The following is a 13187-nucleotide window of genomic DNA, read 5'->3' as shown; positions in this document are numbered from 1 at the left end:
TCTCTCCGTTCGGTTCGGTATAGGACGCTGCCCGTCAGCCCTTGGTGCCGCCCTCGCCGATCCCCGGCATCAGCCCGGACTGCGCAAGCAGATAGGCGGCCATGGAAAACAGCGTCAGCAGCGTGGAGCCGGCCAGCAGCATGCCCCACGAATAGATGCTGTCCTGGCCGATCCAGGTCGAAAGGCCGAGCGGCAGCGTCTTGTTTCGTTCCGAGGACGTCAGCACCAGCGCGAACAGGAATTCGTTCCAGGCGTTGTTGAAGGCGAAAACGCCGACCGAGGCGACGCCCGGCAGCGCGATAGGCAGCGTTACCCGCCGGAAGGCTTCGAAGCGGGTGCAGCCGTCCAGCATGGCGCTTTCCTCGAAGGAGGCCGGGACGGAGCGGAAGTAGGCGCGCATGAACCACAGGGCAAACGGCAGGGTGAAGGCCGTGTTGGCGGCGATCAGGCTGACAAGCGTGTCCTGCAGGCCGACATAGGACGCCAGCATGTAGAGCGGGATGATCACCAGCGTCTCGGGCAGCATATAGCAGAGCAGCGACAGGGCGGCGAAGATCGCGAGCCCGAAGAAGTTGAACCGCGCGAGGGCGTAGCCGCCGACGGCGCCGAACAGCAGCGACAGCGCCGTGGACCCCACGGCGACGATCAGGCTGTTGGCGAAATAGCGCGGGAAGCCGGTCTGGATGAAGAGGTCGGCGTAATTCCGCAGCGTGAAATCGACCGGCAGGAAAGCCGGCGGCGCATTGTAGAGCTCGGCCGGCATCTTCACCGAGCAGAGCACCATCCAGATGAAGGGGAAGCCGACGACGCTCGCGGCGGCGAAGGCGGTCAAGAAGACGAGCGCCTTGCCGCTGAGCTCGCGCAGCAGCAGGCCATCCGACGCGACGTCGCCAAGGCGGAAGGCGCGGCTCATTGGCGGGCCTCCGACCAGCGGTGGATGAGCAGATAGGGGACGAGCAGCAGGGCGATCAGCAGCAGGATGACCAGCGCGATGGCCGAGGCGCCGCCGGCGTCGAAATCATGGAAGCCGCGGACGTAGACCAGCACCGGCAGCGTGGTGGTGGCGTTGATCGGTCCGCCGCCGGTCAGGAGATAGATGAGATCGAACTTGTGCGCCGTCCAGATGGTGCGCAGCAGCGCCGTCAGCACGAAGACGGGCAGGATGTGCGGCAGCGTGATGGTCACGAAGCGCCGGACCGGACCGGCGCCGTCGAGCTTGGCGGCGTCGTATTGCTCGCCGGGGATCGATTGCAGGATGCCGAGGATGGCGATGACCACGAAGGGCGTGAACTTCCAGACGCCGATCAGGATCACCGACAGCAGCGCGACGCGGGGGCTGGTCAGCCACTGGATCGGCCGCGCGACCAGACCGGCGCTTATGGCGATGTGATTGACGATGCCGACGATGTCGTCGAACATGTAGCGCCAGACCAGCACGGCGACGATGGTCGGCAGCAGATAGGGCGCGAGCAGGATCGTTCGCGCCAGCCAGCGCAGCGGAAAGCGCTGGTTGAGCAGCAGCGCGAGGCCCGTGCCGAACAGCATCTCCAGGCCGACGCTGCCGCCGATCCAGATGAAGGTATTGCCGAGCGCCGCATAGAAATCGGCATCGGCGAAAAGGCGGCGGAAATTGGCAAGCCCGACGAAGTCGCCGCTATAGCGGCCGAGCGGCACGTCCTGGACCGCGAGCGCGAAGATGGCCACCGTCGGCACGGCGATCAGCATCAGCACCAGCGCCACCGAGGGCGCCAGCGCCAGATAGGCAAACCGCCGGTCGCCGGGGTAGACGGTCACCGGTTCAGCCATCGGATCGCTCCTGCACGAAACGCGCCGTCACGCCGGCGTCCCGGACGGCAAGGCCGGTGGCCTTGTCGAAGAAGCGCAGGTCGGCGGCGTCGACGCGAAAATTCGTCTCCTGGCCGGGCGAGAAGGGCATCGCCGACTGGCTCGGCAGCGCGGCGACCACCCGGACCGGCTGGCCGGGGGCGCGGGCATCGGCATAGACGAGGTTGACGTTGCCGAGATACTCGACGTGGCGGATCACCACCGGAAAGGCGACCGCCGGACCGGCGGCATCGCCGACGATGACGGTCTCGGGACGGAATCCCACCAGGAGATCGCCGTGGTCGACGATGTTCATCGGCGGCGTGCCGATGAAGGTGGCGACGAAGGTGTCGCCGGGAAAGCGGTAGACCTCCTCCGGCGTGCCGATCTGGCGGATGCGTCCGGCCTGCATCACCACGATGCGATCGCCGAGCCCCATGGCTTCCACCTGGTCGTGCGTGACGTAGAGCGCCGTCAGACCGGTGCGGCGCTGCAGCGCCTTCAGCTCCTCGCGGGCGGCCTGGCGCAGCTTGGCGTCGAGATTGGAGAGCGGCTCGTCGAGCAGGAACAGCGCCGGCTTGCGCACCAGGGCGCGGGCCAGCGCCGCCCGCTGGCGTTCGCCGCCGGACACCTGCCGGGGCTTGCGGCCGAGAAGGTGGCCGATGCCCACCATGTCGGCCACCTCGGCAACCCGCGTGTCGATCGCCCGGCGCGGCAGCCGCTTGACCTTGAGCGGGAAGGCGATGTTCTCGCGCAGCGTCAGATGCGGGTAGAGGGCGTAGTTCTGGAACACCATGGCGATGTCCCGGTCCTTCGGATGCAAGCCGGTGGCGTCCCTGCCGCCGAGCCTGATCCGGCCGGCCGTCGGCCGCTCCAGGCCGGCGATCAGCCGCAGCAGCGTCGACTTGCCGCAACCCGATGGTCCGAGGATGGCGAGGAATTCTCCGTCCTGCACCGAGAGCGTCACGCCGTGGACACCACCCTCACCGTTGAACCGCTTCTCGATGCCTTCGATATCGACCCGCGCCATGCCTTCCTCTGTTCCGTCCTTGTTCGGCCTCGTGCATTTTCGGGCGACGTGGGCACTGGTTCGCGCGACGCAATGCGCCGCCTCAATGAGATCGGGCGTCAGCCCTTGCGGGCGGCCGCCAGGGCGCTTTCCATCTGAGCTTGCCCCCAGGCGACGGCGTCGGCCGGCGCCTTGTCCTGCAACAGCACCTGCTGAACGATCTGGGCCGGAATGTCCTTGGCGATGATCGCGCCGATGTAGGGGTTGGTCACGCCGGAGAGCTCGACCTTGCCGCCCTCTATCTTCGCCCCGGCCTCGGATTCGAAGTCGAGCGTGTCGGAGATGTCGAAGCTCGCTTCGGCGAGGTCGTTCCGGCCGGCGAGCGCCGGCGTGCCGGCCAAGAGGCGCGGATCGGAGCGGACGGCGGCGGTCGGCGGGATGAGGTGGGGATAGGCGGTCAGCGCGAAATCCACCGCCCGGTCGCCGGTCAGGATATATTGCAGGAATTCCTTGGCGGCCCCGACGTTGCGCGCGCCGACCGCCTCGGAGGCGAGCGCGAGGTTGTTGGGGTTGGCGAAGCCGACGCCGACGCCGGCCGGTCCGGCCGGCCGCTTGCCGGCGCGGGTGCGCGTGACGAGGTCGGGCTTGTTGGCGGCGGCCGTCGACACGAGGCGGCCGGCCCAACTGACCAGGGCCACCTTCTCGGTCAGGTAGGCGTTGACGAGGTCGTTGTTGACGTAGTTGACCACGCCGGGCGGAACGGAGGCGAACAGCCGCTTCTGGAAGTCCAGCGCCGCGACGGCGGCATCGCCGCCGAACACCAGGTTGAGATCCTTGTCGAAATAGGTGCCGCCGGCCGACCAGTAATATTGCGAGAAGAACAGCGAGGTCACCCGGTTCTTGTTGGCCGGGAACACGGTGCCGAATTGGTCGCCCGTGGTGAGCTTGGCCGCGGTGGCGATATACTCGTCCCAGGTCCTGGGCAATTCGACGCCGGCGGCTTCCAGCAGATCCTGGCGATACCAGAAGACGCTCGAATGGCCGATCGTATAGGGGATCGAATAGCGCTTGCCGTCGATCGGCGCGATCATCCGGTCGGGATACTGGTCGACGCCGATCGCGTTGATGACGTCGTCGAGCGGTTCGAGGAAGCCCTGGCGACCGAAGCTGAAGCGCTCCTCCGGCAGGATCTTGAAGATCTCCGGCATGGTGTGGGCGTTCAGCATCGCCGTGACCTTCTGAAGCCGCCCGGCGCTGCCGACCGCCTCCATCTCGATCTTGAGGCCGGGGTTGTCCGCCTCGAAGGCGGCGATCGCCTTGTTGAAGAACTCGATGGTCGGCGGGTCGGTCTCGTCGTGCAGGAAGCGGATGGGCTCGGCCGCCCGGGCGATCCGCGGCGCGGCCAGGGCGACGGCGCCGACGGCGGCGCCCGCCAGCCCCTTGATCACGCTGCGGCGGCTCGGCTTGGCGCCGGAAGCCGTTGCTGCTGGCTCGAATGTGGCATTCATGGCTGGTCTCCTTCGGATTCTGGGGAGGAGGGTCAAGTCTCCGGCGGCCTCAAAGCGCGACGCGATAGCGGCCGATCGCTTCTTCATTGGGCGCAAGGCCGATACCCGGCGTCTCGAGCAGCTCCACCGACCCGTCGGGCTGGATCTTGGGGGTCTCGAGGTAGACCTGGCCATGCAGCGGGTCGAACTCGGCCGGGTAGTATTCGAGATAGAGGGCGTTCGGAATGGCGCCCAACAGGTGCAGATGGGCCTGCTGGTCGCCGTGGGCGGCGATGTCGAGCCCGTGCGCCTCGGCGAGATGGGCGACCTTGATGAACTCGGTGACGCCGCCCATCCAGCGGGCGTCGGGCTGCAGGATGGCCACGGCCTGCGTGGCGATCAGGTCTCGGAAGCCGTGCTTGGTGTACTCGTTCTCGCCGGCGGCGAGCGCGATCGACGTCGAGCGGCTGATCTTGACGAAGCCCTCGTAGTCGTCCGGCTGGACCGGCTCCTCGATCCAGAACACGTCATAGGGCTCGACGCGGCGGGCGAACTGGATGGCCTCGTAATAGCGGTAGGCGCAGTTGACGTCGACCATCAGGCGGATGTCCGGCCCGATCGCCTCGCGAACCGCCTTGACGCGCGCCACGTCTTCGCCGAGCGGCACGGCGCCGACCTTCATCTTGACGGCCCTGGCGCCACGCGCGACGTAGCTCTCCATCTCCGCCTGCAAATCGCGGATCGTCTTGTCGGGAGCGTAGTAGCCGCCCGCCACGTAGCTCGGAATGCGGTTCTTCACGCCGCCCAGCAGCTTGTAGAGCGGCAGGCCGGCCACCTTGCCCTTGATGTCCCACAGGGCGAAATCGAGCGACGACAGCGCCCGCGTCTCGTAGCCGCGGCGGCCGTAGAGCTTGGGGCTCCAGAGGTCGGCCCAGATCCTTTCGGTGAGCAGCGGGTCCTGGCCGATCAGCTTCTGGGCGAAGGCGTCGCGGAACTGCCGCTCGCCGGCCGCCGCTCCGCCCAGGCCGATGCCGGTGACGCCCTCGTCGGTCTCGATCTTGACGACGGCCCGCCGCACGTCGGTCCAGGTGTGGACGCCGTTGGAGATCGGCACCGGACGGGGCCACGAATAATACTCTGAAACGATGCGGGTGATTTTCACTGGGGGACCTCGAAAGCTCGTTCGAGGAGCTAGACTGACGATCGCGTATTGATTTTGTCAATAGATGAAGATAATACCCACTAGATGATAAATTACGTGATTTTTCATGCCCCTTAAGCGACGAATTGGAGTTGTTTTTTCGATGCGACCGGCGAATGGCGAACAGCCTGTTCTTGAGAAGCTGATCCATGTGATTTCGGACGACGGCTACGCCCTGGCCGGATGTCTGTTCGAATCGGAAAATCGGGCCGCCGACCTCGCCATCGTCTGGGTTCACGGCGTCAGCCTCGGCTTCGCCGAACCCGAATATGCGGCCATCGGCCGGGCGGCCGCCCGGCTCGGCGCGAGCTTCCTTTCGGTGGAGACGCGCGGGCACAACTTCGGCGCCTGGCTGCGCGGCCCGGACGGCCGCACCAAGCTCGCCGGATCGGCCTGGGAATATCTCGTCGAGGCGCCCAGCGACATCGGCCCCTGGCTCCGCCGGGCACGCGCGCTGGGGCGCCGCCGCGTCGTCATGGTCGGGCACGGCTGGGGAGCGGCGAAGATCGTCTATGCGCTGGCGCAAAGCGGAACCGACGGCGTCGACGGCGTGGTCTGCGCCTCCTCGGCCTCGCTGGTCCGCGACCAGCTCGATCCGACGCTGGTCGAGGAAGCCGCCCGCCTGACGGCGGCGGGAAACGGCTGGCACCTGCTGCCCTGGGGCACCCGTCCCGGCATGGCGCCCAACACCATCAGCGCCGAGACCTACGCGATGCGCGCCCGCGTGCACCGGGAGCTTTACGGCAGCGGCGGCATTCCGCCGGCGCTGTCGCGGATCGACGTGCCGATCCTCGCCTGGTTCGGCGACGCCGAGGGACGAAGCGAGGACTCGATCCAGGGCTTTTTCGGCTCGATGCGCCGCAATGCCATCACGGCGCCGAGCTTCCAGACGGCGATCCTGACCGGCGGCAACTATCTCTATACCGGCATCGAGACGGCGGTTTCCGGCCGTATCGTCGCCTGGGCCGGCGGCCTCGGCGAACGAGCCGCCGGCCACCGGAAAAGCGCAAGATGACCGCGCCGCGCCGTGGCCGCACGCGCACCCGCGAGGACGTCGGGGTCACCCGCACGCTCGATCGGGGCCTGGCGCTGCTCGAACTCCTGGGTGACGCGCGCCAGGCCACGCTCAGCCAGTTGGCGCGCGGCGTCGGCATCTCGCCCACCACCGCCTCCCGTCTTCTCGAAACGCTGAAGGGGCGCGGCCTCGTCGACTATGACGAGGAGACCGGCCTGTTCTCCGTCGGCATGAAGGCCTTCGTCATCGGCTCGAGCGCGGTCCGGGCCCGCCGGCTCGACCGCGTCGCGCTGCCCTCCATGCGGGCGCTCGCCGAGGACACCCGCCTGCCGGTCAACCTCGGCGTCCGCGATGGCCAGAGCGCCATCTACATCGAGCAGTTCGAAACCGGCGGCACCATGCGCCTCCTGCTTCGTCTGGGGCGGCAGCTTCCCTTGCACGCCACCGCCATCGGCAAGGTGCTGGTCGCCTGGCTTTGGGACGACGCCCTCGCACAGGCGATCGGCGACGGGCCGCTCGCCAGCTTCACCGTCCACACGACGACCGACAGGGACATCTTTCTGGCCGACCTCGATGCGGTGCGCGCCAACGGCTGGGCGACCGACGACCAGGAATACGAGGAGGGCCTGTTCTGCGTCGCGGCGCCCATCCGCGACCGGTCGGGCGAGGTCGTCGCCGGCCTGTCGGTGTCGTCGCTGGCGAGCCGGGTCGGCGACGAGGCCATCCGCGAGCTGGCCCGCCACGTGACGGCCGCCGCAAGCGAGGTCTCCGGCAAGCTGGGCTGGCAAAGCGCCAACAGCGGCCTCGATTTCGAGCTCGACCAGTTCATCGACTAGAGCAAATTTCAGCAAAAATGGGAACCGATTTTGCGTCCGAAATTGCGCCTAATCAAAGAGATAGAGCATTTCCGGCGAACCTGTTTTCGCCGGAAATGCTCTAGGGTCGCGCCTCGACCGGCAGCAGGGCAGCGTCGAGAGCGCCCCGCGAAAATCCTTGGCCATAGGGTCAGGATCAGTTGAATCTGGTAGCTCGGCGCGACATCCGCCGAACGACGGGTTGCCCATCGGCTGCGCATTCCTCATCCTGAAAGCGTGACCAACACATCCTCGCACAGGAGGCCCGATGCAGCCGCTGCTGAAAGCCATCATCGTCGCGCTGGCGGTGCTCGCAAGCGTTCCCGGCGCTCCCCGGGCCGAAACGCCCGAGCGGCCGGCGCCAACCGGTGGGATCCTGTCCCTTCTGCCCGCGCCGCAGACGACCGGGCATTCGATCGATGTCGACGGGCGCACGCTCCGCTATCAGGCCCGGGCCGGCACGCTCTCGCTGCTGGCGGGCAATGCCGACATCACGGCGGAAGTCTTCTACGTCGCCTACACCCTTCAGGCCGATGGGGCTCCGAAGGCGGAGGCGCAGCGTCCCGTAACCTTCGTCTTCAACGGCGGTCCGGGCGCGGCGTCCGCCTATCTCCATCTCGGCGCGCTCGGTCCGCGGGTGATCGCGACGGCCGCCGACGGGCGTTTCCTCCCGTCGCCGCAGACGCTCATCGACAATCCCGGCACCTGGCTCGACATGACCGACCTCGTGTTCGTCGACCCGGTCGGCACCGGCTACAGCCGCGAGGCGCCCGGCCAGGAAACGCGCAGCTTCTGGGGCGTCGATCAGGATGCGGCCTCGTTGGGGGCGTTCATCCGGCTCTATCTCGCCCAGGCGGGGCGCAGCCGGTCGCCGGTCTTTCTTGCCGGCGAGAGCTATGGCGGATTTCGGGCGGCCTTGCTTGCCAGAACCCTCCAGCAGGACGTCGGCATCAGCCCGAGCGGGATCGTCCTGATCTCGCCGGCGCTGGAATTCATGCTGGTGCGGCCCGACCAGTTCGATCCGCTCCACCTGGCGCTCGAGCTTCCCTCGCTCGCGGCGGTGCGCCTGCGGCGCGACGGCGTCACCGGCCCGGCCCTGCGGGACCGCCTGGCCGAGGTGGAGCGCTTCGCGCTCGGCGACTATCTCGTCGCCCTCGCCAGCGGCCTCGAGCCGGGCGGACGGACGGCAAGCGCGCGCGTGGCCGAGATCACCGGCCTGCCGCTCGACCTCGTGCAGCGCAATTTCGGGCGCGTGACCACGGGACTTTTCATCAAGGAATTCGCACGCGCGCGGGGAAATGTCCTGAGCCCGTATGACGGCATGATAGAAACCGCCGACATGGCGCCGCGCAGCCCGAGAGTTTCGGGGCCCGATCCGATACTCGACCGCAGCGTGCCGGTGCTGACGTCGGCCTTCGTGGCCTATGCGCGCGACGAACTGAACTTCCGCACGGACATGTCCTACCGCCTGCTGAACGAAGAGATCAGCCGCAACTGGGAGTACGGGACCGGCCCGTCGCGCCAGGGCTATGCCGGCGTGATGGACGATCTCCAGCGGGCGCGGAGCCTCAATCCGGCCATGGGCGTCCTCATCGTCAATGGCTATACCGACCTGGTGACGCCCTACATGACGTCGCGCTATCTCGTGGGGCAGGTGGAGGCCATTCCGGACGCGAAGCCCATCCGGCTGGACGTCCTGGAAGGCGGCCACATGATGTATTTCAGGCCGGATAGCCGGCAGGCGTTGAAGGAGGCCGCCGCCGAACTCTATCGGGCAACGGAGTAATCGTCGCCAAACGAAGCGCCAATCCTAGTTTGTCTCCCGTGGTGCGGACGCCGTCCCCGCATCGGCCACGATACCGATTATTTCGCCCAGCAGGGCGTGCAGATCGTCCCGGTGCCCCGTTCGGCTTGACGGGGAGCCAACGTCGGACGTCATGACGACCGTCAGCCCCAGCGCGGGGACGACGTAGACCATCTGTCCGCCGTATCCCCAGCCATACTTGACGTCCTGGCCAGCGATCCGCGCCGAGAACCAGCCATAGCCATATCCGTCGCCGGTATATCGGGAGCTGGTGCGGCTTTCCCAGGATCGTTCGATCCAGTCCTGCGGGATCAGGCGCCGACCGTCCGGCGTCAACCCTCCGGTGCGATAGAGTTCGCCAAAGGCCAGAAGCGACCTCGGTGTCATCGACATGAGATTGCCGCCGACGTAAATGCCTTGGGGATCGCGATCCCAGCCGGCGATGGAAAACCCCTTCAGCGGCCCCAGCCAGTCGCGCGCCAGCGCCAGCGTCGAGCGGCCGGACCGGCGGGTCAGGATCGCCGACAGCAGGTGCGTCGAGCCGGTGGAATAGATCATCCGGCCGCCCGGATCGTCCTCGAAGGGTTGGGCGAGCGCGAAACGCACCCAGTTCGCGCTCTCGATCCACGCTCCATATCGCGGGCCCGACGTGGAGCCGAGACCGGCCTGCATCGACAGGAGATTGCCGACGGTGATGCGGGCCAGCCGTGGATCGGCATCGGCCGGCAGATCATTTGCGAGTATCGGCGCAATCAACTGGTCGGTGCCTTCCAGCACGCCTTTGTCGATGGCGATGCCGACGAGGGCCGAGATCACCGATTTCGAGGCCGACATGATGCTGGTGGGCGTGCCGGGCGAATGGCCGCGATAGCCGCGTTCGGCGACGACAGTCCCGTCATGGGCGATGAGGACCGTCTGGAGCGGGGCGAGCGCCTCGGCGCGGTCGAGCGCCCCTTCCAGCGCCGGACGAAAGGATTCCTCCGCCATTGCCGGCGTGGAAAGGAGCGAAAGGACAACAACCATCGTTCGCAGCAACATGCGATCCACTCCGGGATGACCGTGATCGACAAGCCACCGTAGACGACAATTTGGGTGAGAGCGGGATGAAGGGAAGTTTCCTCGCCGAAAGGGTCTTCAGATGTCCTCCATTCAACATCCCGATGCTGGCGCCCGTGATCCGCCGCTTGCGGGCCTCCGGCCGCCCCTCATATTTTCGCCTGTCCGGGGGCTGCCGAATTGACGAACAAATCATGAACATATATCCTGTCGCACATGGCAAGAACCCTCCAGGACAAGCTGGCGATTCTCTCGGACGCGGCGAAATACGATGCCTCCTGCGCTTCCTCCGGCGGCGAAAGGCGGGATGCGCGCAAGGGCGGTCTCGGCTCTTCCGGCGGCAGCGGCATCTGCCATGCCTATACGCCGGACGGGCGCTGCATCAGCCTCTTGAAGATTCTGATGACCAATTTCTGCATCTTCGACTGCGCCTATTGCATCAACAGGGTGTCCTCGAATGTCGAGCGTGCGCGGTTCTCGGTCGACGAGGTCGTCACGCTGACGCTGGAATTCTACCGGCGCAACTATATCGAGGGGCTGTTCCTCTCCTCGGGCGTCATCCGCTCGCCCGACCGGACCATGGCGGACATGGTCCGCATTGCCCGGACCTTGCGGCAGGACCACGGCTTCAAGGGTTATGTCCACCTCAAGACCATCCCCGACGCCGGCCCCGATCTGATCCGCGAGGCCGGACTCTACGCCGACCGCCTTTCGATCAACGTCGAACTGCCGCAGGATGCCAGCGTCCGCCGGCTTGCCCCCGAAAAGCGCCCGGAGACCATCCGCGCCGCGATGGCCCAGGTACGGCTGGAAGGAGAGGCCGCGACGGATCGGACATTCACCGGCAGGCGCCCGCCCCGCTTCGCCCCCGCGGGCCAGAGCACCCAGATGATCATCGGCGCCGACGGCACGGACGATGTGACGATCCTGCAAAGCTCGACCCGGCTTTACACGGGCTACAAACTTCGCCGCGTCTATTATTCGGCCTTCTCGCCGATCCCCGATGCCTCATCGGCGCTGCCGCTGATCCAGCCGCCTTTGCTGCGCGAACACCGGCTTTATCAGGCGGACTGGCTGCTGCGCTTCTACGGCTTCACCGCCGACGAGATCGCAACCGGCGCCAAGGCGGGCCATCTCGATCTGGAGATCGACCCAAAGCTCGCCTGGGCCCTGCAGCATCGCGGGCTTTTCCCGCTGGACGTGAACCGCGCCGCCAAGGACATGCTGCTGCGCGTGCCCGGCTTCGGCACCCGCACCGTCGACCGCATCATCGCCGCGCGCCGCACCCGGGCCTTGCGCTACGAGGATCTTGTCCGGATGGGCGCGCTGATCAAAAAGGCGCGGCCGTTCATCTCCCTGCCGGGCTGGTCGCCCGGCGGGCTGACCGACAGCGCCGACCTGCGCGCCCGTTTCGCACCGCCTCCGCAACAGCTATCCTTGATATGAGCTACGGCGTCACCCTGCCGGAACAGGGCATGTTCGATGCCTGGCGCGAGGCGGCCCGCATCGCGATCAGTCACCGCATCCCGCCCGGTGAGCTGGACTGGGCCGGTACGGGCGGCTTGTTTGCCGCAGACCCCCTGCCCGATGCGCCCGGGCCCCATCGCGCGCGGGTGCCGCGGTCCTTCCTGAAGCTCGCCATGTCGGTGATCTGGCATTGCGCGCCCGAACGGCTGGCCCTGCTCTATCAGGCGCTCTGGCAAATCGACCGCCGCGAGGGCGATCTGCTGTCGCCGGCCGATCCGCTGGGGCGGCGGCTGAACCTGATGGCGAAAGCCGTCGGGCGCGATATTCACAAGATGCACGCCTTCGTGCGGTTCCGCGAGCTGCCCGCCACGGGCAGGCGCCGCTTCGCCGCCTGGTTCGAGCCCGAACACAACACGCTGGAGCCCGGCAGCCGGTTTTTCGCGAAACGCTTTGCCGATATGGACTGGATGATCGCGACGCCGCACCTGACCGCGCGTTTCGAGGCGGGCGCCCTCGGCTTCCTCCCCGGCGGCACGCGCCCAGACCTTCCCGAGGACGCTTCGGAGACGCTCTGGGCCACCTATTTCGCCAATATCTTCAATCCGGCTCGCATCAAGCTGGATGCGATGCGCTCCGAGATGCCGAAGAGATACTGGAAGAACCTGCCCGAAACGCGGCTGATCCCCGACATGCTCAAGGATGCCGAGGAGCGGGTGGCGCGGATGCGCGAGGCGGCAGCCACGGCACCGCGCCCCGGCGCCGCAGCGGTTTCCACCCGCTACCGCGCCGCGATGCCGGTCGCCCCCGTCCTTCCCGAGACGCTGGACGAGGCGCGCGCGGCCGCACTGCACTGCCGGCGCTGCGGGTTGTGCGAGACCGCCACCCAAACCGTCTGGGGCGAGGGCTCCGCCACCGCCCGCCTGATGATGGTCGGAGAACAACCCGGAGACCGCGAAGATCTCGAGGGGCGCCCGTTTGTCGGCCCCGCCGGCCAGCTTCTGCGCGCCGTCATGGCGGAGGCCGGGATCGACCCCGCTGAGGTCTGGCTCACCAACGCGGTGAAGCATTTCAAGTTCGCGCCGCGTGGCAAGCAGCGCCTTCACCGGAACCCCGCGCGGCAGGAGATCGAGCATTGCCGCCGGTGGCTGGACCTGGAGCTGGCCCTCGTCCGGCCGCAACTCGTGGTAGCGCTCGGGGCCTCGGCCGCTTTCGCCCTGACGGGGAACGACGCACCGCTCGGTTCCCGGCGGGGACAGATCGAGACGGGATTGCATGGACGACCGGTTCTGATCACCTGGCACCCGGCCTACATCGTTCGCCTGCCGGATAGGACGAGGCAGGCAAAGGCTCGCAAAGATCTGATGCTCGACATCAGCTCGGCGGCGCAGGCTGCCGGCCTCGGCCGGGAATGAACCGGCAGCGTCCGTTGGGGGGAACCTTTTCGCTTGCCGCACGTTTGCAACCGATCAC

The 13187-nt window shown here is 67.3% G+C and carries 11 protein-coding genes; 5 read left to right on the top strand and 6 right to left on the bottom strand.

The window, feature by feature from the left end; translation table 11 throughout:
* Nucleotides 1-34: 34 nt before the first annotated feature.
* The 5 genes from CJ014_RS05545 to CJ014_RS05525 all read right to left on the bottom strand — a co-directional run bounded on the left by CJ014_RS05545 (nucleotide 35) and on the right by CJ014_RS05525 (nucleotide 5482).
* On the bottom strand, nucleotides 35-913 hold the full coding sequence (locus CJ014_RS05545) for a carbohydrate ABC transporter permease (protein ID WP_100079538.1): 879 nt from the start codon (nucleotides 911-913) through the stop codon (nucleotides 35-37).
* On the bottom strand, nucleotides 910-1806 hold the full coding sequence (locus CJ014_RS05540; protein WP_100079537.1) for a carbohydrate ABC transporter permease: 897 nt from the start codon (nucleotides 1804-1806) through the stop codon (nucleotides 910-912). Before CJ014_RS05540 ends, CJ014_RS05545 begins: the two co-directional genes overlap by 4 nt.
* Nucleotides 1799-2854, bottom strand: coding sequence for an ABC transporter ATP-binding protein (locus CJ014_RS05535; RefSeq protein ID WP_100079536.1), 1056 nt, complete (start codon nucleotides 2852-2854; stop codon nucleotides 1799-1801). The genes CJ014_RS05540 and CJ014_RS05535 overlap by 8 nt, the downstream gene beginning before the upstream one ends.
* A gap of 98 nt (nucleotides 2855-2952) precedes the next feature.
* The gene (locus CJ014_RS05530; RefSeq protein ID WP_165790756.1) at nucleotides 2953-4341 is read right to left on the bottom strand and encodes an ABC transporter substrate-binding protein; all 1389 of its coding nucleotides are present in this window, start codon (nucleotides 4339-4341) and stop codon (nucleotides 2953-2955) included.
* A 49-nt stretch (nucleotides 4342-4390) separates the two neighbouring features.
* Nucleotides 4391-5482 (bottom strand): mandelate racemase/muconate lactonizing enzyme family protein, encoded by a 1092-nt coding sequence (locus tag CJ014_RS05525; protein WP_100079534.1) that lies wholly within the window; start codon nucleotides 5480-5482, stop codon nucleotides 4391-4393.
* A 142-nt stretch (nucleotides 5483-5624) separates the two neighbouring features.
* On the opposite strand from CJ014_RS05525, the gene CJ014_RS27780 reads away from it, so the two are divergent.
* The 3 genes from CJ014_RS27780 (at nucleotide 5625) to CJ014_RS05510 (ending at nucleotide 9176) form a co-directional block, all read left to right on the top strand.
* Nucleotides 5625-6536, top strand: a complete 912-nt coding sequence (locus tag CJ014_RS27780) for an alpha/beta fold hydrolase (RefSeq protein ID WP_165790755.1) — start codon at nucleotides 5625-5627, stop codon at nucleotides 6534-6536.
* The gene (locus CJ014_RS27775; RefSeq protein WP_165790754.1) at nucleotides 6533-7372 is read left to right on the top strand and encodes an IclR family transcriptional regulator; all 840 of its coding nucleotides are present in this window, start codon (nucleotides 6533-6535) and stop codon (nucleotides 7370-7372) included. The genes CJ014_RS27780 and CJ014_RS27775 overlap by 4 nt, the downstream gene beginning before the upstream one ends.
* A gap of 286 nt (nucleotides 7373-7658) precedes the next feature.
* Complete coding sequence (locus CJ014_RS05510; protein ID WP_100079533.1) at nucleotides 7659-9176, top strand: S10 family peptidase; 1518 nt, start codon at nucleotides 7659-7661, stop codon at nucleotides 9174-9176.
* Between the two features lie 24 nt (nucleotides 9177-9200).
* On the opposite strand, the gene CJ014_RS05505 is transcribed toward CJ014_RS05510, so the two are convergent.
* Nucleotides 9201-10232, bottom strand: coding sequence for a serine hydrolase domain-containing protein (locus CJ014_RS05505; protein WP_100079532.1), 1032 nt, complete (start codon nucleotides 10230-10232; stop codon nucleotides 9201-9203).
* Between the two features lie 234 nt (nucleotides 10233-10466).
* Here CJ014_RS05505 and CJ014_RS05500 point away from each other — a divergent pair, with 234 nt between their 5' ends.
* Both CJ014_RS05500 and CJ014_RS05495 read left to right on the top strand, forming a co-directional pair.
* Complete coding sequence (locus CJ014_RS05500; RefSeq protein ID WP_165790753.1) at nucleotides 10467-11696, top strand: putative DNA modification/repair radical SAM protein; 1230 nt, start codon at nucleotides 10467-10469, stop codon at nucleotides 11694-11696.
* Nucleotides 11693-13129 (top strand): UdgX family uracil-DNA binding protein, encoded by a 1437-nt coding sequence (locus CJ014_RS05495; protein WP_100079530.1) that lies wholly within the window; start codon nucleotides 11693-11695, stop codon nucleotides 13127-13129. Before CJ014_RS05500 ends, CJ014_RS05495 begins: the two co-directional genes overlap by 4 nt.
* Nucleotides 13130-13187: the final 58 nt, after the last annotated feature.

Source organism: Pleomorphomonas carboxyditropha (genome assembly GCF_002770725.1).
Taxonomy (GTDB): domain Bacteria; phylum Pseudomonadota; class Alphaproteobacteria; order Rhizobiales; family Pleomorphomonadaceae; genus Pleomorphomonas; species Pleomorphomonas carboxyditropha.
This window is presented reverse-complemented; position numbering and strand designations above follow the sequence as displayed.